General features: G+C 57.9%; 20 protein-coding genes and 1 tRNA gene. 17 read left to right on the top strand and 4 right to left on the bottom strand.

The genetic code is table 11. From position 1 onward, the window contains the following. The first annotated feature begins 68 nt into the window (after positions 1-68). Positions 69-608 (top strand): phosphoribosyltransferase, encoded by a 540-nt coding sequence (locus tag GEI7407_RS06540; RefSeq protein ID WP_015171346.1) that lies wholly within the window; start codon positions 69-71, stop codon positions 606-608. A 302-nt stretch (positions 609-910) separates the two neighbouring features. After that, complete coding sequence (locus GEI7407_RS06535; RefSeq protein WP_015171345.1) at positions 911-1276, top strand: hypothetical protein; 366 nt, start codon at positions 911-913, stop codon at positions 1274-1276. A gap of 110 nt (positions 1277-1386) precedes the next feature. On the opposite strand, the gene GEI7407_RS06530 is transcribed toward GEI7407_RS06535, so the two are convergent. Then, positions 1387-2358, bottom strand: a complete 972-nt coding sequence (locus tag GEI7407_RS06530) for an AEC family transporter (protein WP_015171344.1) — start codon at positions 2356-2358, stop codon at positions 1387-1389. Between the two features lie 145 nt (positions 2359-2503). Here GEI7407_RS06530 and GEI7407_RS06525 point away from each other — a divergent pair, with 145 nt between their 5' ends. The 3 genes from GEI7407_RS06525 (at position 2504) to GEI7407_RS06510 (ending at position 7867) form a co-directional block, all read left to right on the top strand. Beyond that, a complete protein-coding gene (locus tag GEI7407_RS06525; RefSeq protein WP_015171343.1) occupies positions 2504-3325 on the top strand; it encodes a D-alanyl-D-alanine carboxypeptidase family protein in 822 nt (273 codons plus the stop codon). Positions 3326-3459: 134 nt separating this feature from the next. Next, positions 3460-4155, top strand: a complete 696-nt coding sequence (locus tag GEI7407_RS06520) for a hypothetical protein (RefSeq protein ID WP_015171342.1) — start codon at positions 3460-3462, stop codon at positions 4153-4155. Positions 4156-5119: 964 nt separating this feature from the next. Then, on the top strand, positions 5120-7867 hold the full coding sequence (locus tag GEI7407_RS06510) for a cadherin-like domain-containing protein (protein ID WP_015171341.1): 2748 nt from the start codon (positions 5120-5122) through the stop codon (positions 7865-7867). Between the two features lie 8 nt (positions 7868-7875). Here GEI7407_RS06510 and sbcC read toward each other — a convergent pair whose 3' ends face one another. Continuing rightward, entirely contained in the window at positions 7876-10911 is a 3036-nt protein-coding gene (gene sbcC, locus GEI7407_RS06505; protein ID WP_015171340.1) for an exonuclease subunit SbcC, read from the bottom strand. Positions 10912-11410: 499 nt separating this feature from the next. On the opposite strand from sbcC, the gene GEI7407_RS21965 reads away from it, so the two are divergent. From GEI7407_RS21965 to GEI7407_RS06470, 7 genes are all read left to right on the top strand, one after another. After that, complete coding sequence (locus GEI7407_RS21965; protein ID WP_015171339.1) at positions 11411-11620, top strand: hypothetical protein; 210 nt, start codon at positions 11411-11413, stop codon at positions 11618-11620. Between the two features lie 227 nt (positions 11621-11847). Further along, a complete protein-coding gene (gene accD / locus GEI7407_RS06495) occupies positions 11848-12783 on the top strand; it encodes an acetyl-CoA carboxylase, carboxyltransferase subunit beta (RefSeq protein WP_015171338.1) in 936 nt (311 codons plus the stop codon). Between the two features lie 229 nt (positions 12784-13012). Next, the gene (locus tag GEI7407_RS06490) at positions 13013-13210 is read left to right on the top strand and encodes a translation initiation factor IF-2 (RefSeq protein ID WP_041268766.1); all 198 of its coding nucleotides are present in this window, start codon (positions 13013-13015) and stop codon (positions 13208-13210) included. A 112-nt stretch (positions 13211-13322) separates the two neighbouring features. Beyond that, positions 13323-13814 (top strand): photosystem II cytochrome c-550, encoded by a 492-nt coding sequence (gene psbV, locus GEI7407_RS06485; protein WP_015171336.1) that lies wholly within the window; start codon positions 13323-13325, stop codon positions 13812-13814. A gap of 423 nt (positions 13815-14237) precedes the next feature. Further along, positions 14238-14735, top strand: a complete 498-nt coding sequence (gene psbV2, locus GEI7407_RS06480; RefSeq protein WP_015171335.1) for a photosystem II cytochrome PsbV2 — start codon at positions 14238-14240, stop codon at positions 14733-14735. Positions 14736-14887: 152 nt separating this feature from the next. Beyond that, entirely contained in the window at positions 14888-16039 is a 1152-nt protein-coding gene (gene gshA, locus GEI7407_RS06475) for a glutamate--cysteine ligase (protein ID WP_015171334.1), read from the top strand. A 409-nt stretch (positions 16040-16448) separates the two neighbouring features. After that, on the top strand, positions 16449-16910 hold the full coding sequence (locus GEI7407_RS06470; RefSeq protein WP_015171333.1) for a tRNA (cytidine(34)-2'-O)-methyltransferase: 462 nt from the start codon (positions 16449-16451) through the stop codon (positions 16908-16910). A gap of 208 nt (positions 16911-17118) precedes the next feature. Here GEI7407_RS06470 and GEI7407_RS21325 read toward each other — a convergent pair whose 3' ends face one another. Beyond that, positions 17119-17286: a hypothetical protein gene (locus GEI7407_RS21325; protein WP_190274179.1), complete on the bottom strand. Its 168-nt coding sequence runs from the start codon at positions 17284-17286 to the stop codon at positions 17119-17121. Between the two features lie 835 nt (positions 17287-18121). Here GEI7407_RS21325 and GEI7407_RS06465 point away from each other — a divergent pair. After that, on the top strand, positions 18122-20488 hold the full coding sequence (locus GEI7407_RS06465) for a peptidoglycan DD-metalloendopeptidase family protein (RefSeq protein WP_015171332.1): 2367 nt from the start codon (positions 18122-18124) through the stop codon (positions 20486-20488). 204 nt (positions 20489-20692) lie between these two features. Beyond that, positions 20693-20765 (top strand) — tRNA-Met (locus GEI7407_RS06460). A gap of 97 nt (positions 20766-20862) precedes the next feature. Here GEI7407_RS06460 and GEI7407_RS06455 read toward each other — a convergent pair. After that, positions 20863-22860 carry an amylo-alpha-1,6-glucosidase gene (locus GEI7407_RS06455; protein WP_015171331.1) on the bottom strand — a complete coding sequence of 666 codons (1998 nt, stop codon included), beginning with the start codon at positions 22858-22860 and terminating at the stop codon, positions 20863-20865. A 413-nt stretch (positions 22861-23273) separates the two neighbouring features. Between GEI7407_RS06455 and GEI7407_RS06450 the strand changes: the two genes are divergently transcribed. From GEI7407_RS06450 to GEI7407_RS06440, 3 genes are all read left to right on the top strand, one after another. After that, positions 23274-23879, top strand: coding sequence for a peroxiredoxin (locus GEI7407_RS06450; RefSeq protein WP_015171330.1), 606 nt, complete (start codon positions 23274-23276; stop codon positions 23877-23879). A gap of 155 nt (positions 23880-24034) precedes the next feature. Then, on the top strand, positions 24035-24577 hold the full coding sequence (locus GEI7407_RS06445; protein WP_041268764.1) for a peroxiredoxin: 543 nt from the start codon (positions 24035-24037) through the stop codon (positions 24575-24577). Between the two features lie 120 nt (positions 24578-24697). After that, on the top strand, positions 24698-25669 hold the full coding sequence (locus tag GEI7407_RS06440; RefSeq protein WP_015171328.1) for a bestrophin family protein: 972 nt from the start codon (positions 24698-24700) through the stop codon (positions 25667-25669). Positions 25670-25680: the final 11 nt, after the last annotated feature.

Raw genomic sequence — 25680 nt, 5'->3', positions numbered from 1 at the left:
CAACTCCTGTCGCAGTTGTATGATGCTCACTGGCCGAACTCACCTGTCTTTTGGATTTTCCAGCAGCCATGTCGGAGACCTCAGATTTATACGTCACCTGGGCGGACTACCACCAAAAAATTGAGCAGCTTTCCACGCTGATTTACCAGTCAGGCTGGGAGTTCAATCAGATTGTTTGTCTCGCCAAGGGCGGCGTGCGGGTTGGAGACATTTTGTCTCGGCTCTACGACGTTCCGCTCGCCATCTTGGCCACCTCCTCCTACGGCGGCCCCAACAACCGCCTGCGAGGGTCGCTGACGTTCTCCCAGGACCTCACGAAAACTACCGCCAACCTGGGCAGCCATATTTTGCTTGTGGATGACTTGGTGGACTCAGGCATCACCCTCCAGCGCACCTTGACCTGGCTGGATCGGCGCTATGGGTTCTACATCGACGAGGTGCGCACTGCGGTCTTGTGGTACAAGGCCTGTTCGGTCATTGCGCCGGACTACTACGTCGACCACCTGCCCCACAACCCCTGGATTCATCAGCCCTTTGAGCGCTACGAGCAGATGACACCCGCCGAACTGGCCGCAAAAACGGCCCCGGCAGCTAGCCCCGTCAGCTAGGACAGTCTCGGACGCTCTAGGACGCTCAGAAATGTCGCTCTCCCAACTCAAGCTGCTAACTATAGAGCCGGTTTTGGGGTGCCAGGGGGCGGCCCAAACGCTTCCTAGCGCCGTTGCTATACTGGACCCAATCCCCTCAAAAGACCAAGCAGTGGTGCCAACAGCCCTTTGTCTTTTAGAGTGAAAGGCCCAAGGCGTCCTGCTCTGCCTGACTTCGGCGGTGCTTTGAGGGGTTGATTCTAGGGCCTATGATGCGGGCGATCGCAGGCAGTTTTTGAAGTTGACACCGACAGAGGTGACCCATGCGAGACTCGAGCAGCCGCTACCACGTAGAAACGGTTTCTTCTGCGCTGGGCGGCAACAAACGGCTGGGTGCATACCTGATCGAGGCTGGATTGATTACGCCGGCGCAGGTGGATGTCGTGCTCAATGACCAGCAAGTCACGGGCATGCGGTTTGGCGAGATTTTGGCGACCCGGGGCTGGGTCAAGCAACAGACCATTGAGTATCTGATGCAAAAGGTGATCGTGCCGGAGCGAGAATCCGCCAAGCAAGCGGGAATCGCCTATCCGGACAAGACTCGGCAGCGATCGCAGCCCACATCTGCGCCAAGGTCCACTAGCGTTCCATCGAGCGCGCCCAGAGACGATGTCTCCTGGGCTGGCTAGGACTGCCGCGTTCTCGTTAACGATTAGCTTGGCCGGTAGGCAGTCCACTCGGTGTGCAGCAGCAGTTTCAGCGTTAGGGTGTGAGGGCGATCGCCCTCACGCCCTAACGCCTAGGCTGAACTAGCGGTGAAGCCAAAAAGCCACAGCCAAAACGGCAGAACTATCAACAAGCTGAAGGTACCGACGGCCAGTGAGGTGACAGTCAGGCTGCGATCGAGATCGTAGGCCTCTGTAATCACCAAGGTCGCGAAGGCAGGCGGCATGGCCATCTGCAAAATCAAAACCTGCTGAGCTGGGCTACTGAGCCCCAGCCAGGGCAGCGCCGCGCCCAAGACCAGGGGCACAATCAGCATTTTGATCGTGAGGCTGGCGATCGCGTGGGGCCACTGATTCCAGGTCGCAAGCTGACTGAGGCGCATCCCCAAGAGGACCAGGGCCACGCCGATCACGCCCCAGGCCAAATGACTGAGGGTTCGCTCCAGCAGCGCGGGCATGGGCTGATCCTTCCACAGCAGGCCCAGCAGCAGACTGGCCAAGGCAGGATTTTTCAGCAGGGCTTGCAGCATCTGCAGATTGCTCGGGGCACTCATGCCATAGCGCGCCGCGATCAAGACCCCCAAGCCATAGGCTCCGATGGTCGAGCCGATCAGGTCATAAAAGAGCGCCCAGCCAAAGTATTGCGGGCCGGCAATGGCCAGGGCGATCGGATAGCCCAGATATCCGGTGTTGCCCACCATCGAGGAGAGCAAGAAGCTGCCCTGGGATGGCTTTGCCCAGGGGGAGAGGGGGCCGTCCGTCCCTGGTCCCAAGCGCTGACTGGAGCGACGCATCCACAGCGCCGCCAAGGCAATTCCCAGCAGCATGGCCGCCCAGGCCGCGATCGGCGCGATCCAGACACCGCCCGACAGATCGGTCTGGCGCAAGAAGCTAAAGATACTCAGCGGCACTCCCACCCAAAACAGGCTTTGGCCCAAGCGAAGCGCCACCGATGGCGGCAGCCAGCGCCCCAAGAGCCAGCCGATCGCGATGCCGCCTCCTAGCTGGAGGTAGAGGCCAAGCAGTTTTGGGCCAAAGTTTGTCATGGAGGAAGAAAAGGGGCGATCGCCAGAAAAACCTCTAGGGTAGCGCGTCAAGCAGGTGCCAGAGAGCGAAGTTCTAGGCTACCCTGGGTAACCAGATTGACACAGTACACTTGAGAAGTTGCGTTCGCAGGGCAGGAGCAGAGCGGTGGATAAGGTCTCGGGCAACTCCAACAAAGGCTTAAATTCACCGGACGATATTCCCGCTGCGGTGAGAGATACACCGATTGCCCCCCATGCTTCTTCATCCCAGCGGTTGCTGTGGATTGGAGGGGGTGCCGCCGCGATCGCCCTGCTCCTGGGGATCGTCTTCAGCGTCGTTTTACGCACCCGCCCCGCGCCCAACCCCGTTGCGGCAAACCCCAGCGCATCCCCCAGCAATTCCGCTACTGCGCCCAGCCCCGGCACCGACACCCCCAACCCAGAAGATGGCACGCTGCTGGGCCACTTCAGCTACGAAGAAGCGCCCCGAGAAACTCTGCGCTCCATCACGCCCGACGGCAGCATTCAGCTTCGTCAGGCCGCTGCGGACCAGTTCAGCGCCATGGTGAGTGCGGCGGCCGCCGAGGGAGTGTCTCTGGTCCCCATTTCTGGCTTTCGATCGCTGGCTGATCAGGAGTATCTATTCTTTGAAGTCAAGGCGGAGCGCGGCCAGGTTGCGACCAAGCGGGCTGAGGTCAGCGCGCCTCCCGGCTACAGCGAGCACCACACCGGCTACGCTGTGGACATCGGGGACGGCAATACGCCAGCGACCAACTTGAGCCAAAGCTTCGAGGAGACGCGGGCCTTTCAGTGGCTCCAGCAAAATGCCGCTTTTTACAGCTTTGAGCTGTCCTTTCCCCAGGGCAATCCCCAGGGCGTCAGCTATGAACCTTGGCACTGGCGCTACGTGGGCGATCGCGCCAGTCTAGAGACGTTCTACAAAGCGCGGGAGCGGACTGCTGAAACAGCTCCCGAGGCAGCGCCCTAGGGACACGAAAATATCCCAAAAAGCAGTTTTTTGCAGTTTTTTGCGGATTTATCAGGACTTTTTAGGACTTTTCAAGTTTTTTCGAACGTCTTCGGACTTTTTGCCTGTTGTCTTTCAAGAGCGAGCACTCACGGATGAATCAAACTGCGCTGAATGTCACGGCGATCGCCGTTTTTGGGATGACGCTTTCGGCCTTGGTAGGGCCAGCGCTGAACCTGTCTCCCGCGATTCCTGCGATCGCCGTGGTCGGCATTCTGGGCATCGCCACCCTCGACGCTTGGGCTTGGCAGGGGCAGAGCGGCACCCTGCTGATCGACTGGCTCTCCAGTTTCTCCCAGGCGCATCGCGATCGCGTCTTGCACCACGAAGCGGGACACTTCCTGGCGGCCTACATTTTGGGCATCCCCGTCACCAGCTACGCCCTCAACGCCTGGGAAGCCTTTCGCCAAGGCCAGCCAGCCCAGGGCGGCGTGCAGTTTGACCTCGGTCCCCTCGAAGGAGAACTCCAGCAAGGCCTGATCTCCAGCGTCTCCATCGATCGCTACTGCACGGTGTGGATGGCGGGCGCCGCCGCCGAAAAGCTGGTCTACGGCAATGTCGAGGGGGGCGCAGACGATCGGGCCAAGTTTCAGCAGCTCTGGGCTCAAATGCGGCGATCGCCCGAGGAAGGCAGCCAGAAAGTGCGCTGGTCCGACCTGCGCGCCCGCACCCTCCTAGAAACCCATTGGGAAGCCTACGAAGCGCTGGTCGCTGCGATGAAGCAGCGGGCCTCCGTGGAAGATTGCTGTCAGATCATCGACCAGCATCTCCTGAGCCCTACGCACTCCTAGGCCACCCGCCCAATCCTTGTCCAAGCTTTGGCTAGAGCGCGATCGCCCCTTTCTGGTGACAGGGGCGATCGCGCATTGCGGCTGTCGCGCCAAACCTATCAGAAGAATCTATCAATTCCGGCCTGACAAATTCAAAATTGTTTTGACTAGACTCGATGATTTTTAGAAGCTTAAAGGCCAAAAACTGGCTTAATCGCCTATAAAAACTTTCTTTGGAGCATTTAGCGCGCTTTTAGTGCATAAAGCTGGTCCTAGGAACGTTTTTTGAAAATATTGTCTACATTATTTCTTAAGACTTCATGACAACTCTAATGAAGCGCCACAGGAATTAAAGAAACGGTAAAATTCAGAACACCGTAATTTCACGTTCAGTGGATCTAACTAAGATTGTGAGTACGATTATGTACTGAGCCCTCTCAGCAAGTCTTTGGTCATCCCCCTTTGAAAACTCGCTTTTTGCTTGTTGCCAGTACGTATTTGTCAGGGTTGTCATCGTTTCCATGCCCCCACTCTGTGCACCCTGCTGGAAGCCCAGCAGTCTCTGGGCTCCGACATGAGCCTGGGTCTTGTTTAGACGTTTCTGATGTTCCGCTGCTCTCCCCTGAAAGGCCGCAGCGATTTGCCCCCAAGACTCAGTGCTTCTTTGCCAAGTCCGCCCTCAATTCTGGCTGCTGAAGCCTCGCTGAGGAACCGCCCACAGATCGGAGCAACCCAGAAATACTCTCTGCCCCCATATCTCGGCTTTTATAACCGAGCGCGATCGCCTGACGGTCTTTGCCTGCGACTCGCCCTATTTTGCCCCCGTTAGACGGCAAAAGGGCCTGCCTAGGGCAGCCAAGCACCGAGACGCGATCGCCCCTCTGATGGTTTTCGATCCTGGCGATCGCCGGGATTGACTTCCCCCCAGACTTGGTGGGGACAGACTGTGCTGCCAATCTACCTGTGCTCTCACCTTGCAACTGCTATGTCGCTGACCTTCCTTTCGCTGTTCGACGATAATTTCTACCGCTTCACCAACCCCGACGTCTACTACAGCATCGGTCAGGGAGATTTCCCGAATGGCCAGGCCCACTTCGAGACCTTTGGTCGCTTCGAAGGGCGCGACCCCGGCCCCCTTTTCAACGCCCAGTACTACCTGGAGCAAAACCCTGACGTGGCAGCGGCGATCGCCCGCGGCACCTTCCGCAACGCCCTAGATCACTACATTTTGGCGGGACAGTTTGAAGGACGAGCCACAACCCCATTCTTTGACGAGAAGTACTACCTCGCCAACAACCCCGACGTCGCCAATGCGGTCCGCAATGGCGTTGTCAGCAGCGGACTCGAGCACTTCATCGTCTCCGGGGAAGCCGAGGGACGGCGTCCCTTTGAGGGGTTCAACGAGCGTGCCTACCTCAGTACTTATCCGGACGTTGCGACCGCCGTGGCCAACGGTATTTTCCGCAGCGGCTTCTATCACTATGTGCTGCTGGGCCACCGAGAAGGTCGCCAAGGACTGGGGAGCCAGTTTCCGCCCTCAGCTCTGCCGGACAGCGTGCGGGTCCAAGAAGACAGCACCGCGCTCTTGTCGGGTCTGCTGCTGAACGACAGCGACATCAACGAAGACCCCCTGCGGATCACCCAGTTTAGTCAGCCTAGTCACGGCAGCGTCAGCGTCGGCAGCAATGGCCACCTGGTTTACAAGCCCAACGCCAACTATGCCGGGGACGATCGCTTTACCTACACCATCAGCGACGGTCGAGGCGGCACGGCCCTGGGCGCTGTGACGGTCTCCGTGGTGCCGGTGAATGACGTGCCGACCGCAGCGCCTGACCGGATGACCACCAGCGAAGACACTGCCCTGGTCATCACGCCGGCCAACGTCTTGGGGAACGATCGCGACCTCGATGGGGATGTGCTGCGCCTGGTCAGCATTTCTCAGCCCCAAAATGGCACGATCGCCCGCAACGCCAACGGCAGCTACACCTATCGGCCCCGAGCAAATTTTCACGGCACCGAGTCTTTGATTTATCAAGTCAGCGATGGCCAAGGGGGCACGGCTAGCAGCCAGCTGACAATCCAGGTGCGCTCCGTCAATGATGCAGCGCCCGTCGCTAGGCCGGACTTCGCGACCACGCCCGAGGATATGAAGGTCACGATCGCCAATGTCTTGGCCAATGACAGCGACGTGGATGGCGATCGCCTGTCTCTGATCGGCCACAGCCAGCCCAAAAATGGCGCCGTCGCTCGTCAGGGCGATCGCTTCGTTTACACACCTAGCACTGACTTTGCAGGCACTGACAGCTTTACCTACCAGGTCAGCGATGGCCAAGGCGGCATCTCCACGGGCGTGGTCACCGTGACGGTCACCGCCAGCAATGACAAGCCGGTGGCGGTAGATGACTGGGTGACAGCGACAGAAGACACCCCCATGGTGCTGTCCAACCTGCTGAGCAATGATTACGACACGGACGGCCACGCCTTCGAGTTGCTGGATGTCACCCAGCCCACCTACGGCACCGTTCAGCTCGGCAAAAATAACACCGTGCTCTACACCCCCAATGATGACTATGCAGGGGGCGATCGCTTCACCTACACGATCCGGGAAGAGCAAGGCCGCATCGCCACGGCAACGGTGTACGTCGAAGTGCTCAACACCAATGACGGGCCGGTCGCAGTCGACGATCGCTACGAAGTCGAGGAAGATGTGCCGACGGTGCTCAACGTGGTCGCCAATGACCTCGACATCGATGACGACGCCCTTCAGGTCCAGAGCTGGACAAACCCCAAGCACGGCACCATTACTAAAAACGAGAACGGTCTCCTGATCTACCGGTCCGAATCGGACTTCAATGGCCCCGATCGCTTTACCTACATCGTCATGGATGCTGAGGGAGCGACCGCCGTTGCCACGGTGAATCTGACGGTGACGGCGGTGAACGACGCACCCTCGGCGGTGGATGACACGCTGCTGTTCCGGCAGGAGCCCTTTATTTTCCAGCGGGCCGATCTGCTGGCCAATGACGGCGATCGCGATGGGGACATTTTGGTGGTTGACCGATTTACCCAGCCTGAGCACGGCGAGCTGGTGGATCTGGGCAACGGCTCCTACCGCTACACGCCCGATCCAGGCTTCAAGGGCAGCAGCGACGCCTTTACCTACACGCTGCGCGATCGCCGCGGAGCAGAATCGACAGCGCGGGTGACCCTGAGCCAGTTTGAGGGCGTCCGGGTGAATTTCCAGCCTGCTTCGACGCTGGCGGTGCCTGACTACTTGATCGATACGGGAATGGCCCTGGGCGATCGCGGCAATGGCTACCGCTACGGCTGGATCGACCAGCTAACGGGTCTCGCGGCCAACAATGCCTGGAGCGCCTACGATCGCAGTCCCGGCAGCCGAGACTCTGTGCCCAAGGAGCGCAGCGATACCCTGATCGCCATGATGGAGAAAGGAAACTTTGCCTGGGAGATGGTGATTCCCAACGGGACCTACGACGTCCTGCTGGGCGTGGGCGATCCGGAAGCGACCGACAGTCACTACCGAATTTCGGTCGAAGATCGCCTGATCGTGGACGAGAACACGGCGGTTAGCGGCATTAGTCAGCTAGTGGTGCGCGACACGATCACGGTTTCCGATGGCCGCCTGACCATTGGTAACGACCTCGACGGCAGCAGCCCCGACGCCTTCAAGAACGCGATCGCCTTTGTGCACATCATGCCGGTCTTTGCTTAGGCTGCCGCTTAGATATGCAGGCTGAGGTGGGAGCCGAGCTCGGTCTTACCCACCTCAATGCGCGACTGAAAGGCCTCCTTGAAGCGGGGCATGTGGGTGATGGTGAGAATACAGGCAAAATCGGGTGCGATCGCGTTGATGGCGGCAATCAGGCGATCGCACCCTTCTTGATCTTGGGTGCCGAAGCCCTCATCAATAATCAGCATCCGCAAGGCCGTACCCGATCGCTGGGCCAGTAGCCGCGCCAGGGCCAGACGAATGGCAAAGCTGATTCGAAACGCTTCGCCTCCGGAATAGGTCTCGAAGGGGCGCGTTCCTCGGGTATCGGCGATCAAGATATCCAGGGTGTCGATCAGCTTGGTCACGCGGCTGCGGGACTTGGCGGCGCGGCGGCCTGCCCGCTGCGTCACGAACTGGACGTGCAGCTGGTTGGCGCTCAGCCGGGCCAAAATTTGGTTGGTTTCCACCTCCAGCTGGGGCAGCACATTTTCGATCATCAGGGCCTGAATGCCGTTTTTGCCAAAGGCCTGGGCCAGCTCCCGATAAACGCGGTGGCGGTGGTGAAGGGCGACGATTTGGCGGCGCTGCTCGTCGGACTGCTGGGCCATCCAGGCCAGCTGCTGCTGCTGCTGCTGCAATCGCCCCAGGTCCGCCAGACATCGGTCCAGGTCGGCTCGGCGCTGGTGCATCTGCTGCTCGATCTGGGCGATCGCCGGGGCGTGATCGGGCGAGGTGGTCAGCTGGGTCGTCAACTGTGCGATTTGCTGAGCGACGGTTTCGGCGTCCTGCTGGCGCGCGGCCAGACGTTCCGCCAGCACTTCGCAGCGCTGGAGCAGCTCGGGGTGCTGCTGCTGGGCCTGCTGCAGCTCTTGATAGCGCAGTTGCCACATTTGGTTGTCGCGCAGGGTTTGACGCAGGGCGTTGTGCTGATCGGGGTCGTAGTCTAGGTTCGCTAGCTGCTGGCGCAGGGCCGTCATTTGCTGCTGGCGCGGCGAGCCGTCGGGGCGCTGGCTTTGGGCGATCGCCTCCTGGAGGGCGACCAGCTGAGCCTGGAGCTGGGGCTCTCGCTCTGCTAGCTGCTGCCGCCGCTGCTGGGCCTGCTTGATCTCGGCCTGCTTGATTTCGGCCCAGCGCCAGCGATCGACCTGTCCCCGGGCTAGGGCGTGGGTTTTCTCGTCGTAGCTGAGCTGGGCCAGGGTCTCATCCAGCAGGCGCAACTCCTCCGAGAGCTGGGGCGCATAGTCTTGGGCCTGGAGCGATCGCTCGATGCTGGCCATCTCCGTCTGGACCTGGGCTAGCGATCGCTGAGCCTCCAGCGTCGCCTGAAGCTGCTGCTGGAGCTGGCCCCGTCGCTCTCGCACCAGCCCCTCTTGGTCCAGCTCTCGCCCCAAGTCCCGATACTCCTGGCGCAAAACCTGAATTTCTCGCTCTGAGACCGCCAGCTGCTGCCGCACCACCCACAGCAGATCCTGCAGCTCTCCCTGAGTCGCCTGATGCTTTTGCTGAACCAACGCCCAGTGCTGCTCATCGAGGGGGCGATCGCACAGCGGACACAGCGCATCCGGTTCGCCCAAGAGCTGCATTTTCTGCTCCAGCTCCGCCAGCTGCGTCTCATAATCGCGCTGATGCGCCTGCAACCGGTCCATGAAGCTGCGCCGCTCTAGGCCCTTTTCCTGGACGCGCTGACGGTAGATGCGCCGCCGCTCCAGATACTCCAGCTTGCCGGTCAAGTCGACCAGCGCATTTTCTAGGGTAGGCTGCTGGGACTGCTGAGCCTGGAGCTGCTGAGCCGACGCCTGCAACTCCTCCCAGCGGGCACTGAGGCGCGCCGCCGCCCGATCGAGCTGGGCCTGGAGGGGCTGCCGCCGCTGGGCCAGGGGCGCAACCTTCATTTGCAGCTGATCGAGGTCAGCCAAGCTCTGGCGAGCCTGGGTCAGCTGGGCCAGCGCCGCCTCGACCTCTCCTTGTTTAGACAAAACCTGCTGCGCCTCCAAGTCCTGCTGGCGCAGGGCCTCCAGCTGGGTTTCGAGCCGGCCCAGCTCTGCCTGGCGATCGCTCGCCTCCCGAGCGATCAGCTGCTGGAGATCCTGTATCCCGTGCTGAAGCTGCTGATACTGGCGAAATTTCTCGCTTTGACGCGCTTCTTGGGCTTGCAGCGCCTGAAAGTCTGCGTACTGAGCCGCGATCGCCTCGGACTGCGCCAGCACCACCTCTAGGGCCTCTTTTTGGCCCTGGGCAGCAGCAATTTCTTGCAGCAACACCTGCACATCCTGCAAAAGCTGCTGGTGTTGCTGCTGGTGCCAAGTGAGTTCTTGCTGCCAGCTCCGGCGCTGCTGCTGCTGGGCCTGCCATGCCTGAAGTTGGGCTTGGTCCGCATCTTGAGCCTGCTGAAGCTGCTCGAGATCCGCCTGACGCTGGGCCTGATCTGCCGCGATCGCCTCTCCTAGGGCCAGCTGCTCCTGGAGCTGGGCCCAGCTCTGCTCCAAAAGCTGAATTTGCCCCTTGTACTGGCGCGCCAAGTCCTTCGCGCGATCGCCCAGCTCATCGTACTGGCCCAGTTTGAGCAGGTCCGCCAAGATTTGCTTGCGCTCGCTAGGCCGCTTGAGCATAAACTCGTCCGCTCGGCCCTGACGCAAATAGGCCGAATTGACAAAGGTCTCATAGTCCAGCTTGAGGCAGTCCAAAATCAGCTGCTGCGTAGCCCGCAAGCCTCGCCGGGTCAAGCTGCGAAAGCCCTCCAGAGTCTGGGCCTGAAACTCCAGGGCGCTATGCTGGCCCCGGTAGCGGGTGCGGATTACCCGGTACACCTGCCCCTGCGCCTCAAAGACAAAGTCCACCTGGGCTTCTTTGGCCCCCATATAAATGACGTCGTCCTCCACCGCAGCCCGACTCTCGCCCCACAGCGCCCAGGCGATCGCCTCGAGTAGCGACGACTTGCCCGCCCCGTTGGGGCCGCAAATGCAGGCCGTGTGCAGCCCCTCAAAGTCTAGGGTCGCTTCGCGATAGCTCAGAAAACATTTGAGCGTCAGTCGTTTCGGAATCATGCCAGTTTGGGGATATTGCCACTGGGCGCTGCCAGATGCGTCGATCAGATGCTGCGGCCCTCTCGGCAAGGGGCCGGGCCGCGATCGCGCCCAGCCAGCGGTGTTCCTTGCCAGCTGTGGACTTTAGTACAATTATTCTCGTATCCTACTGCGCAATCGGAAAAGTCACCCTCGCAGAGCCGGACAGCAGGCTGTTTCCTTCTGCAAAGGCTCGCGCGGCACGCCCAGTCAGTCCTCCCCACCCGTCCCGATTTTTTCACCCTGGTCCGCCTCAGGCCGGTCAGCTCCAACCACCCTCGCTGAGCAAATCGTCCACCGGCGCGATCGAAGCAAAACAACCATGGGACAATCAAGGTCTGGGTTGACACCCAAGGCGCTGATTTCGCTGTTTTGGGCGGCGATGTCTTGGGTCTGTGGCACGCTAGCGCAGTCCGGCAACTGGTCTATGGCTAGGCCAAGGCGACGTTGCGATTCTGATAAGATTACCTAAGATTGTCTCGTGTCCTGGATCACACTTCGAACCACGCGCTTTCGGTGGGAAGCCGACATGATGCAGCAAATGTTGATTACGCAAGGGATCGAAGCCCGCGTAGTTGACTTGGGGACATCGGTTTATTTGGGTACCGGAAGTCCAGCAGCCCTTCAAGTTCGCCTTGGCGATCGCTGGACTGCGCTGCTTCTTCTGAGCGATCCTGAGGAGTCTTCTTGAGGCGATCGCCACAGATTTTGGGGTTTAGCAGTGCTCAAGTTTGGTGAGGATTCTGGGCCAAAATGCCCCACTGATCTTCAGGGGCGATCGCCCAACTATTGGCGCTCATTACGGCGACCCACACCCAAAGCCTCCATCATGGGCGGATGAAAATCCGGTACACTGTGGTCTGTTTTTGAAAGCGATTTGAAATCAAAACTGCGGTCTAAGGGGAAGCAAGAGTTTTCATGTCTTTATTTGATTGGTTTGCGAATCGTCAGAAGTCCGGTCCGATCAGCCCCGATCGCCAAGAGCGGGAAATTGCAGACGGCCTGTGGCACAAATGCGAGTCCTGCGGCGTTTTGACCTACACCAAAGACCTCCAGGCCAACCAAATGGTGTGCCTCGAGTGCAATCATCACATCCGCATCTACAGCGATGAGCGCATTGAGCAGCTCATCGATGAGGGCACCTGGTCTGCCATGGATGAGGTTGTGAGCCCCGTTGACCCCCTCAAGTTCCGCGATCGCAAGTCCTACAGCGATCGCATCCGCGAAGCCCAGGACAAAACTGGCCTCATCGACGCCGTCAAAACTGGCCTTGGCAACCTGGACGACCTGCCCGTCGCCCTGGGGGTCATGGACTTTCGCTTCATGGGCGGCAGCATGGGGTCTGTGGTCGGCGAAAAGCTCACCCGCCTGATCGAGCGCGCCACCCGCGAGCGCTGCCCCGTGATCATCATCTGCGCCTCTGGCGGCGCCCGGATGCAGGAAGGCATGCTCAGCCTGATGCAGATGGCCAAAATCTCTGGCGCCCTCGAAAAGCACCGCGAGGCCCGGCTGCTCTACATTCCTGTCTTGACCCACCCCACCACTGGCGGCGTCACGGCTAGCTTTGCCATGCTAGGCGACATCATCATTGCCGAACCCAAGGCCATGATTGGCTTTGCAGGCCGCCGCGTGATCGAGCAAACCATTCGCGAAAAGCTCCCCGAAGATTTCCAGACCGCAGAATATTTGATGCACCATGGCTTTGTGGACGCCATTGTGCCGCGCCCGCAGATGAAGAAGACGCTAGCCCAGCTGATTCGCCTCCATCAGCAGCCCCTTACGCCCGCTTCCCACCGCATTCAGCTGCCAGAAGCCATTCCCCTCGGCTCTGCCGGCCACACAGACGGCCTCTAACTTTTGGGTTCTCTCTTCACCCAAAGGTCTTAAATTCTGGGACATTGGCCTTGAGCGAGCGATCGCCCGCTGGTTTGGCTGGGTATCTGGCGCACAGCCCTCGATTTTGGGCTTAGCTTTGCTGTGGCGGGCCGGGAAAATTGGCGGAACCAGTTCCTTGGGAAAGAAATGGCTCAGTGGCATGATATTGGTATTAAAGCGTCTCAATCTCGCCCTGTTAGGCATCATCATGGGGTTTGCAGATCTCTCCATCCTGGATATCGCTGAGGACTACAACCTCTCTGTGGAAGCGGTGCTGTCTTTGTGCGATCGCCTGGGGATTTCCTATCGAAACGCCCAAACTCGGCTCGCCCTGGAGGATGCCAAGGCAATTATTGCCGAAGTAACGGTTCTTGAGGAACCGCCAACGCCGCCAGCGGAGTTTTGATGACCTCGTCTTTGGTTCGAAGTTGCGAGTCAAAGACCTGGGAGATTGAGTGAATTGAATGCCCTTGTTGTGTTGAGCAACCGATAACTGAGCCACGTTTTTAAGGAGAACCATGCTTAAAAGATACATTTGGCTCGCTGTGGCCACTGTATTTTTCACCTTTCAGTGGATGGTGGGAGGGGCCGCCGCAGCCGACATCGATGCGGCTACTCGGACTGTTCCCCTGAATGATCAGGGCGAGACCATCACCCTGAGCCTGAAGCAGGTGCAAGAAGGCAAGCGCCTGTTTAACTACGCCTGCGGTCAGTGCCACCTCGGCGGTATTACAAAAACCGATCCCAACGTTGACCTGAGAACTGAGACGTTGGCACGGGCAACTCCGCCTCGTGACAGCATCGAAGGTCTGGTGGACTACATGCACAATCCCACCACCTACGACGGCTTCACTGAAATTGCTGAGCTGCATCCGAGCACCAAGAGCACGGACATCTTCCCCAAGATGCGTAACCTGACGGAGGATGATCTAGTGGCGATCGCTGGTCACGTTCTGACTCAGCCCCGCATTTTGGGCGATCGCTGGGGCGGCGGTAAGATCTACTACTAAGACACCTGTGGTATTGGGTGATTCATCGATGACAGGGGGCGATCGCTGCGTTTCTGTTTTGCTGGTTGGCGAACTTTTGGTTCTTTGGACTGGCGATCGCGGATCGGTCTCTGCCATCGATGAATCCTTCTAGACTGCTGCCCTGTCTTCATCAAGGGCGATCGCCCGCCTGAAGCCACCGTTTATCATATTTCGCCTTATTATTTAGAAAATCCTATCAATCAGGATTACTCATATTTTTAGGGCGGTTCTTCCCATAGCTGGCGAAGCACTCTCCCAAAATTCAGACTCAGCTGTCCTTTTTATCGATCTGGAGCTTTCAAGCGGTTCCAGTGCCCAGTGACTGCTGTGCGCCCACCTGTTTAACGACCTATCGTTATCTCGTCTGTTCTTTCGTCGTCAACTTTTGCCTAGATTTTCTCCATGGCTCCTCTGCTTGCGCTTCTGCATCGCTTTTGCTTCGGACTATTAGTCATTGTTAGCGTTTGGACCATAGGAGGGGCTGCTCAGGCAGGGGATCTAGACACCTATGTGGTGAGGTTCCTCAAGGTCCAAGAGCCTGTGCCGATTGTGATAGATGGGCAGGGCAACACTCGGGATTTTTCTGCCGAAGAGATTTCTGAGGGCAAGCGACTGTTTGAAAACAACTGCTTAAACTGCCATGTTGGTGGCTCTACGCTGCCGGATCCGCGAATTTCGCTGTCCCTAGCAGATCTCGCCGGGGCTACCCCACCCCGCAACCACGTTCAGGCGCTGGTGGATTTTATGCGAGAGCCCCTGAGCTATGACGGGACAGAGGCGGCGTATCTTTGCCGCGAGGTACCGCCTAGCTGGCTCTCGGATGATCAGGTGGCCAACCTCGCTGCTTTCATCCTGCGCGCTGCGGATATGGCGCCGGGCTGGGGAGCGAAAGAATTTTAGGAATATTGGGGCGATCGCCCCAATAGCCCGATCTTCTGGGGTCCAATCTCAAATTTCCTGCTGGAAGTAGCCATCTCTTCGGACAGATGAAGGCTTCTGAGGCCCTCGCACAAGCTATATAAAAGTTCTTTGTCGTCTCCTGAGGCAATCGCGTGCTGCTATCGAAAGGCTTTGAAGTCGAGATGTACACTGGCACCCCTCAAGGGGACATTGTGGGATTCTCAGACCAGATCGTCGCGGAGTTGGACAGTTTTGTCCGGGAGCCTGACAATCGCAACGTCGAGTACACCACTCCGCCGCTGAGCTGCTACGATCGCCTGCTCTGCGACTTGATCCGTCCCCGCCAGCAGCTGCGCGCCTACCTGAAAACCCTGGGCGACTACACGCTGATTCCGGGCAGTACGCTGTCTCTCGGCGGCAGCGATCGCTTTTATCGGTCAGACCCTGCCAACCCCTATCACGGGTATATCGAGCAGACCTACGGCACCACCGTTGTCACCGCTAGCATTCACATCAACATTGGTATCTCGGACCCCGAAACCCTTATGCGGGCTTGCCGCCTGGTTCGAGTTGAGGCGCCTCTCTTTTTGGCGCTGAGCGCCGCTTCACCCTTTCTAGACAGCAAGGTCACTGGTCAGCACTCCACTCGCTGGTCCGTTTTCCCCAAAACGCCCGTTCACGTTCCGCTATTTGAGAGCCACCGTCACTATATCCAGTGGACCGAAGCTCAGATCGAGGCTGGCACCATGCAAAACGTCCGGCACCTGTGGAGCTCGGTGCGCCCAAATGGCGATCGCCGTCCTTACAACCTCAACCGCCTAGAGCTGCGCATCTGCGATCTCATGACCGATCCGATCGCGCTTTTGGCCGTGACAGCACTCCTCGAGGCTCGAATTCTCCAATGCATCGAAGACCCCAGCCTCGATCCGCTCTCCATTAGCCTCTTTCCCAGCAACAGCCGCAGTCAGGACCTCGTGGCGATCGCAGACGCCAATGAAATGTCCGCCGCCAAAAGTAGCTTGGACGCACCCCTGCGCCATTGGCGAGACGGCCACATCTTGAGCGCTCGCGACTGGATCGAGCAGCTTTATCAAGAAGTCCTGCCCACCGCGAAAAAGAACGGCTTTGGCTGTTTCTTGCTGCCTTTGCGCAAAATTCTGCGAGACGGCAACGAAGCCCAACGCTGGCTATCGCTCTATCAACAGGGACTGAGTCCACGGCAGATTTTTGTCCAGGCCATTCAAGATCTTGAAGAGCAGGAGCGAGAACTCGCCAGCAAGCTGTGCCACCCCCTCGTGGCGTGACCGCTTTTACAGCCGCTCCGCGCCTAAAGTCAGCATTCTTCTCGTAGGCTGCTCAGGTTCACTGCGTATTTGTCGCCCCAAAAAGAGCGGAACGCGCTTTCTTGCATCCCCTATCAATCGCGCGGGCGATTCCCTCTTTTTGGCAGCAACCACGGGAACAACCTCTGGCTCAAAGCCTGATTTCATCAGGCTTTTTGGGTTCATTCATTAGCTTTATTTATTTAATTAGGCTCATTTTCTAGAAAATCACAATTGTTTAGCCCCACTCCGATCAGCCTGGGTTGGGGTGGATTAGCCATCAGAATATTTAATCAATTTTCGATTCGAGAGGGCCATTAAAAAAAACTATTGGTTTTGCGGTATTCTCTAGGGTTTCGACCGCGAAACGATACTGAGTACCTTGCCTGAAATGCCCCGCATTGTTCTCGTTAATCCCCAAATTCCACCCAATACTGGAAACATTGCTCGAACTTGTGCAGCTACCGGCACGGAGCTCCACCTTGTAGGTCCTTTGGGCTTCGAGATTAGCGATCGCCAGCTCAAGCGAGCCGGCCTAGACTACTGGCCTTACGTAGATCTGCACTACCACGAGACATTTGATGCATTTGAGGTCTACCATCAGACCCTTGGCGGACGTCAGCTGGGCTTCAGCGCTTCAGGACAATATAACTATTCTAAGTTTGAGTTTCAGGAAGAAGACTGGTTACTCTTTGGCTGTGAAACCCAGGGGCTGCCGCGAGAAGTTTTAGCGCAGTGCGACGCTACCCTGCACATCCCCATGAGCCAAGCCCACGTGCGCAGCCTCAATCTTTCCGTCAGCGCTGCCATTGGCCTCTTCGAAGCGCGGCGCCAGCTAGGTTACCTCGGCTAACTCCGCTCCAGATCCATCAGCAAGGCGATCGCTCCTGTGCTCGTCTCCTTTTCAGTAATCTCGAAGTCTTCGGGGTTACTGGCCGGAATTGGCTTGGAAATTTAGCGGCGATCGCTCTCTCGCAAACTATTGCCTAAAAGCTCTCGATAGATAGGCGCAAAAGGCGATCGCCCTCCGCTTGTCTATATATTTTGGGTTTCATCCCTCGCTATCTATCTGCCATTTCACCAGAGCAATGCGATCGCTCTTCAAGCAGCAAAAGCTCTCCTCTATCTTCTCTATAGGTTTCTCTCATCAGCGAACCTGTATCTTCATCGATAGATACAAGAAAGAATTTTTCTTTGACTTCCCTCATCCTGAGCTTGGCAGCTTTCACTGATCCTTCTCTCATGCACGTCAAAAGCATAGAGGTTGAGAGAATCAAGATTTTTTAAGCGTCCTTCAGTCGCCTACACTACCAATCCCGTAATAAGTCAATAAGAAATTTCTATCAGGAACCTCATCCATCCTGGGAGATATCCTGATGGACCGAAGTAAAGCCTTGGGTACCCTTGCGCACGGATCTCTAAGCCCCTGAGAAACACAGTCAAAGCCAAGAGAAACCGATGCTCTAGAGCAAGACTAGAAGCGGATTACAGGCGATCGTCTCTGAGGTTGCCGCCACCATTCGGTAGCAAATTCTACGGATGTGAAGTTCTAAATCCTACGGTTGTCATTTCGTGAACAATAGGCGTAGATTTTTGTCTACATTGAGGTCGCAGAGGACATCAGGGTCAAGCCAGAAGGGTTGCAGTCTAGTCATCTCAAGCACTAGAAGCTGACAGGTCAATGCATTTTTGACACGCCCTACAGGACCCCAGACAGGAGTGCATCTCAGATTCCTCATTTCGTAGAAAAGGTGATGTAAACTGCTTTCGGGCCTTCAAAAAGTGGCATTGCCCATTAACAGTTTCGAACCACTTCTCCCAATACCCTGTCTGTCCTACTGTTGATTCTTCTTGAGCCATGTAAACTTGTCTAAATCAAAAAACCAGGGTACTCTTGCCTAAGCATATTTGCCGTTGGTGATCCTGATCGCTTACGTGATGTGATTAGAATCGTTGACGAAAAGCAGTTAGATGGACTCAAGAGCAGTTAAACGCTGGTCACTAGGAGGTCGTTCTTTGAAACGAGCATTTCCGCAGAAGGTTAAGCCTGTTACATCCCGAGCCATGAGCGAGCTAGAGCGCCTTTCTCAGGCCCTCGCCTCTGACGCAGAAGCTTGGGAAGAGCAAAAACAGGTTCTTCCAGAAGCCCCTCGCCGACGCGCTCGCACCTCTGCTGCGATGATTGGTCTGGCACTCTCGATGGGTGCTTCGCATTTGCTCCTGCCGCAGCAGGATGATGGAGCCATGGCTGCTGAGCCCATGGCCGCCGAACCGTCGGCCGTAGGTCTCGCTGACGCTCCTGTGGCCCCTTCCGTCCCGGAAGATCAAACGGTTGCCTTCTCATTCCCAGAGTCTTCTAGCGCGACTCACTCCGTGCGAGAAGGGCAAACCCTTTGGCAGATTGCAAGCCTGTATCAGGTCAATGTCAATGACCTAGCGTCTCTCAATGGTCTGACGCCTGACGCGTTGCTTTATCCTGGCCAGACCCTCAAGCTTCCTGCACCGAGCGAAGTGGCCTATGCAACCTATGCAATGAGCCCCACTGTCAGCGATGTGCAGCCCAGCCCAGCAGCAGACGAACTAGAGGCTCCAGAGCCCCCTGCCGCTGAGGTCCCCGTTGAGACCGCGACTGAAAGTCTAGACAGCCAGCTGAAGACCGAGCAAGAAGTCGCGCTAGCTGAACTCAAGCAAAAGAGCAACGCGCTCAAGAGCAGCCTGGCCGACCTAAAGAGCCTCAGCCAATCTGAAGCAGCGTCTACCACCGCACCTGCTTTTGTTGAGTCGTCGGTCGAGCCCTCCGTTTCTGAGGCTGATGTGGCTGAGCCCAGCCTTCCAGAAGAAACCGAGATTGCTAGCCGCTCAACGGCTGTTGAAATTCCGGTCATGACGCTGCCTGAGCGGGCAACCGAGTCTTCGAGCAAGGCTCTAGAGCCCTCAGCCCAGAGCTACGCCATGCCTGAGAAGGCTGATAGTCTGCAAGCTGCAGCCAGCCCGACACTAGCTGCTCCCAAAGCTGCTGAGCAAGAAGCCGCTGTAGTCGAAACTGAGACAGCAGAGCCGAAGGCGATCGCCTCTGAGCAGGTCAACGTCCCCACGGTTCCTAGCTTGGCAGTGGCGATCGCTCCTCAGCAACCTGAGAGCAACGCGACACTCGCTCAGCCCCAGGCTGTCGTAGAGGCCTATCGCGTCAACTCCGGCGACACCCTGAGCGCGATCGCGCGTCAGCACGGCGTGTCTCAGTCTGAGCTGATCGCTTTTAACGGCATCGACAACCCCAACTTGATCAAAGTCGATCAGGTGCTGCGCATTCCCCAGCAGTCTGTGGAGACGCCCTTCAGCGTAGCAACGGTTACTACCCAGCCTGTCACCATCGCCTCCGCAACTCCCATTCCTGTCTTGGATGAAGAGACTGAGGCAGAAGCGCAAAAGGCCGATTCTCCCGAACTGCCTTTGGTCGTTGGCCTGACACCGGCGGCTCCCGCTGAGGAAGCTGCCACAGAAGAAGGCTTACAGGTCGCAACGGCTCCGGTCAGCCGCCCTGGCGTAGCTCAGCCCGAGAATCAAAGCGTTCCTCAGTTTGGCGCCGAGACGCAGCTTGACACCTACACGGAAGGTCTACGAGCTGAAATCATCAGACTCCGCGAAAAATACCAAACGCAGAGGGATGACTCAGTAACCGTTGCAACCCGCAATGAGCCTGTTGCTGAGCCCCAAACCGTTGCGGTTGTTTCCACCAGCAACGATGCAGCCTCTCTAGGCGGCAGCCGCGTCAATCCTGAATTCAAGCCCAACCAGTACACCAACGGTTTGCAAGCTGAAATCCGGAACCTGCGCGAGCAGAAAGCCAGCGGTCAGGCCAGCAGCCAGTCTGTGACGATCCCAGTCAACCCGCCTGCGGCTCCGCAAGAGCAGGTCGTCGCCGCCGCCAATATCGGATCGGCAAGCTATGACCCAATTGTCAAAACCGCGATCGGCCAGAGTGTTTCTCCCCAGCTGCCACCCCTAGCTGCCGCTGACACCTATCTGCCCAAGGAAAGTGCAACGTTCAAGGGTTACATTTGGCCCGCTGAGGGGGTTCTCACTTCCGGCTACGGCTACCGCTGGGGCAGAATGCACCGGGGTATTGACATTGCCGCTCCTGTAGGAACTCCTGTTGTGGCAGCAGCTCCTGGTGTGGTCATCACCTCGGGCTGGAACGACGGTGGCTACGGCAACCTGGTTGAAATCCAGCATCCTGACGGCAGCATCACCCTCTACGCACACAACAACCGAAACTTGGTTCGGGTAGGTCAACAAGTCGATCAGGGTCAGCAGATTGCTGAGATGGGCAGCACTGGCTATAGCACCGGTCCCCACTCTCACTTTGAGATTCACCCTTCGGGCCAAGGCGCCGTTAATCCTTTGGCTCTCCTGACCTCGCGGGATGGCTAAGCGAGTTCTAGGCTAGTTCACCGATTGCAAGCGATTTGAAAAAAGGGAGCCTTCAGGCTCCCTTTTTTTGAGCCAATCCTTGTAGGCCCTGTATTTAGAAAATTTTCAGATTTTTTGGCAAAAGGGGTAGCGATCGCCCTTTGATTGTGTTAAGTTACTAAAGCTGCTGATTTCGGCAGCGAAAATTTCAAGCGAAGTTCGCTCGGCTCAGTAGCTCAGTGGTTAGAGCAGGGGACTCATAAGCCCAAGGTCGCAGGTTCAAATCCCGCCTGAGCCATACAAAAGAATTTAAACGAAAGAGAGCCCATTAGCTGGGCTCTCTTTCGTTTAACACATGCCCAGGATCCCAGACTCATGGCCGCAGATTGGCTGCGTCAGCTCAGCTCAAGCTCTAGGGCACGAAGAATCTCGGCAACTGACCACGCTTGGGCGATCGCGCCTTGTGGGGCATGGGGCGGATCGCCATCGAAAATTTCAGAGACAGAGCCCAGGCACGCCTGGGAGGTCAGGTGATCGAGAAGGGGCTGCCAGTCAAAGGGGAGCGGCTCGTCAGGGTAGAAGCGCCGCCACGCCCGTACAAAGGGACCGATCAGCCAGCTCCAGACGGTGCCCTGGTGATAGGCGCGATCGCGATGGAAGCGATCGCCCGCGTAGGTGCCGATGTAGTCCGGATCGCTGGAATCGAGCGATCGCAGGCCATAGGGCGTCAGCAGGCGATCGCGGGCGATCGCCAAAATCTGGCGTCCCTGAGTCGCAGGGAAAGCGCAGTGAAACAGCGAAAGGGCAATGACCGCATTGGGCCGAATCTGAGCATTTCGTGAGTCGTCGGGCGCTAACCCATCAAACAGATAGCCTTGGGAGCGGTTCCAGAACTTTTGCAGGGAGGCCTCGACCTGGGCGGCCTGGTGACGATAGTGGGCGGCTTGGTTCAGCAGCGCCGGTGCCGGTGGGTGACTGCGATGGGCCAAGCGCTCTGCCCAGTCCCTCAGCCACGCCAAAGCCGAGTACCACAGCGCATTAATCTCAACGGGCTTGCCCCGTCGCGGCGTCACCACGTAGCCGTCTACGACCGCATCCATCCACGTCAGCGCCACCCCAGGCGCATTCCATCCCAGCAAGCCATCAGTCGCGTCCACGCAGATGCTGTAGTGGGTCCCCGCTGTTAGGAACTTGTAGATTTTGCGAGCCGTAGGGTACTGAGTAGCTAGAAAGTCCCAGTCCTGGGTTGCCTCCAGGTACAGCCCCAGGGTTTCAATCCACCACAGCGTGGCATCCAAGCTGTTATAGATCGGGTCAGCGTCCGTTTCAGGAAAGGTGTTGGGAATGAGGCCATCGCGGCAGTAGCTGCCAAAGGTTTCTAGGAGACCGCGGGCCAACTCCCAGCGCCCCGTGGTCAGCGCCAGTCCCGGCAGAGCAATCAAGGTATCGCGGCCCCAGTCACTGAACCAGGGATAGCCTGCGATCGCCGTTGGCCCTTGGATCGACGTCCGATGCACGATGAACTGATCGCTCGCGCAGCACAGCTGGCGGCGCGCCTCCAGATAGGGATGGGGCGATCGCAGCACGGGGGCAAATAACGCAGCCAAACGCTCCGCCTCAGCAGCCACCGCTTGATCAAAGCACGGGTCCGTCAGCGGGGCGCTCGCCAGACCCACAAATGCCCCCAGGGTTACGGTTTCTCCCGGTGCCAACCTCACCGCCAGTTCGCCCGGACAAAACAAGTCCTCTTGATCCGCCAGTCCCCGCTGCGTCTCTTCGGGATAGCGGTAGCGCAAATACCAGGAGTCCTCCGGGGTGTAGAGGCCCCGCGTCCAGGTCAGGTGCCACGGCGTCCCCAGAATCGCAGGGCGCTGGGCCTGGAAACACGCCCACTGCGAGCCAACAATTTGGGGAAAGCGCAGATCTGGGGCCATGTGTTGCTGATGGTGCAAGTTGCGATCGCCAATCAGCGGGCGCAAACGCAGCACCGCCGGGCGATCGCCCTCGTAGCGGTAGCGCACCAGCACCCCTTGGCCCGCAGCAGCCATCTCAGGGCTTGCGTGGGGCATCGCGATTTGCCGGGTCAGTTGCCAATCAGACTCCTGCCAGACCCAGGTCGGCACCGGCTCGCGCGCAAAGGTCTGCAACTGCCGATAGCCCTGGGGATGAACGGCCCCGTCTGCCCAACAGTTGGTGCTCAGCGGCCAGGAGTCCTGCGCCACGACCAGTGTCGCCTCTAGATGCGAGAGCAGGAGCGATCGCTGACCCGGCGGTGCCAGAGCCGCCACCAGCCAACCATGATAGGTGCGCGTCCGGGCATCCCCTACAGTTCCGCTGGCCATGGTGCCCAGGCCATTGGTCAACAGCCACTCCCGCCCGTCAAATGTCTCCATTGGCCTACCCTCTGCGGCACACCGCCGATCGCGAGCAATGCATTCGAGCCATGCACCCATGAATTGACCGAGTGAACTGGCATTCGCTGAGCTCACTGAGGCTTTTTGTGGCGATCGCCTCTCACCCCAAGCCAATTTCACAGTTCAAATTTCACCCTTCAGGCTGCCCTTACACCCACGCCTGGAATTGGATTATCGGCCAATCTTAGGCTAGAGAACAGGCGATCGCCCTCCGTAGCGACTCTCAAGCCAGCCCAAAAACTTTTATCGCCCCTCAGGCTTAGTCAAAATCGTTATGACTATGATATATTCGTAACAGTTCGTAAATAACAGTTTACTGTCGGCACACCACGCTCCCCTCAGGGATCAGCGATGCAGTAGCCATAGACGTACTCGCTAAGGAGAAGAGACTCATGACCTATCCCAACGAAGGCTGCATTCGGGTTGGCCAATCTGCTCCCGACTTCACCGCTACCGCAGTAGTAGACCAAGAATTCAAGACGATCAAGCTTTCTGACTATCGCGGCAAGTACGTCGTCCTGTTCTTCTATCCCCTCGACTTTACTTTCGTCTGCCCGACGGAAATCACCGCTTTCAGCGATCGCTACGAAGAGTTCAAGCAGCTCGGCACCGAAGTTCTCGGCGTGTCCGTGGACAGCGAGTTCTCCCACCTGGCTTGGATCCAAACCGATCGTCGCTCCGGTGGTCTGGGCGACCTAAACTATCCCCTGGTTTCTGACATCAAGAAAGAAATCAGCGCCGCCTACAACGTCCTCGATCCTGAAGCTGGTATCGCTCTGCGCGGCCTGTTCATCATCGACAAGGAAGGCGTCATCCAGCACTCCACCATCAACAACCTCTCCTTCGGCCGCAGCGTTGATGAGACCCTGCGGACCCTGCAAGCCATCCAGTACGTGCAGTCTCACCCCGATGAGGTCTGCCCCGCTGGCTGGCAGCCCGGTCAGAAGACCATGAATCCCGACCCCGTGAAGGCGAAGGAATACTTCGCAGCGGTGTAATCACCCTCAGCGCTTCATTCGCGCTCCCAAAGCCCTGATACTGAGAAGTATTGGGGCTTTTTGGTTGGGGTGCTCAGCCTCAGCCTAGCCTTGCTAGGGGCGATCGCCCCTAACTGCTTCCCACCTTTTGTTCCTCAGGAGAATCTTGAGTCATGGTGCTAATCTCCACAGACTTTAGCGGCCTGTTCAACCAGCGATTTTTTAATAATCTCCTGCCCATCCCTGCCACTTCCCGGCTACAGCTGGGCCAGTCGACCCCATCCTTTAGCCTGCCTGACATCCGCAACAAACGGACCGTTTCCCTCAGCGACTACCAAGGCCGGCCCGTTATCCTGGCCTTCACCCGCATCTTCACCGAAAAGCAATACTGCCCCTTCTGCTTTCCCCACATCAAGGCCCTCAATGAGCAGTACGAGCGGTTCGCAGAGCGGGGCATCGAGCTGCTGATGATCACCAGCACCGACCCTGAGCAAAGCACCATCGTAGTTCAGGACCTCGGCCTGAAAATGCCCCTGCTGAGCGACGAGAGCTGCCAAACCTTCCGGGCCTACGGGACCGGTCAGGCGCTGGGCGCACCCTTGCCAGCCCAGTTTGTCCTCGATGCCCAGGGACGTCTGCGCTATCGCCACCTCTTCTCGTTCATCGACCACAACGCCAGCCCCGAAAAGCTGCTGTCAAGGGTCCAAGGTCCAGCCTAGGGCCAGCATTTCTCGACGAACCAGAGATAATCTGGGATTCTCTGCAATTTACCGGCAAAATGGGTACCCTTAGAGCGGCCGGGCGATCGCGCCTCCCTATTTTCTGCGGCTCCTTCTTCTATGGCAAAACGCGGCTCCTTCAGTAAAGACCCCTTTTCCCTTAACCATCGTCACTGGTTTCGGACGGCATTGCAGTTGCAGGGCTCTGTCATTCCCTCCGTCATGCCGCGGGTCATTCTATGCGGCCTTTTTGGCGTGGTGATTACCTACTTCCACAAGACGATCGCGCCGGTCTCGCTGCCGTTTCTGAGTAGCCTCATTCCCAATCTTGTGCTGGGTTTGCTGCTGGTCTTTCGGACCAATACCGCCTACGAGCGCTACTGGGAAGGGCGAAAAATCTGGGGAAACGTGGTCAACAGCATCCGCAATCTGTCGCGGCAAATTTGGGTTTCGATCCTGGAGAAGGACGAGCAAGACCATGCGGAGAAGGTGGCGGCGTTGCGACTGCTCAGCGCCTTTGCTGTGTCGCTCAAGCTCCATCTGCGCCAAGAGCCCGTCAACAGTGAGCTGAGCCATCTGCTGTCGATTCAGCAGTTTGAGAAGCTCCAGACCATGAATAATCCGCCGCTGGAAATCATGTTTTGGATCGGGGATTATTTGCAGCACCAGTACCAGCGCGATCGCCTGCAAGTCTATCAGCTCACAACCCTTCAGCAGCTGCTCAACAACCTAGTAGACGCCCTTGGAGCCTGCGAGCGCATCCTCAAGACGCCGATTCCCCTCGCCTACGCCATCCATCTCAAGCAGCTTTTGCTGCTCTACTCTCTCACGCTGCCTTTTCAAATGGTGGGCGAGCTGGGCTGGTGGACCGGCATCACAGCGGCTATTATCAGCTTCACGCTGTTTGGCATCGAAGAAATCGGCATCGAAATCGAAAATCCCTTTGGGCGCGACTTTAACGATTTGCCCTTGGACACGATTTGCACAACGATGCAGCGCAATATCGAAGATCTGATCACCCTGAGCCCTTCGGTGCGGACCTACCAGGAGCCAGACCCCACTACCCTGCAAAATATTCATCCCGGAAGCTAGGGAGGAAATCT

Origin of the sequence: Geitlerinema sp. PCC 7407 (assembly GCF_000317045.1) — a bacterium.
Taxonomy (GTDB): Bacteria; Cyanobacteriota; Cyanobacteriia; order PCC-7407; family PCC-7407; genus PCC-7407.
The sequence above is the reverse complement of the archived record's forward strand: the minus strand, read 5'-3'. Positions and strand labels throughout refer to the sequence as shown.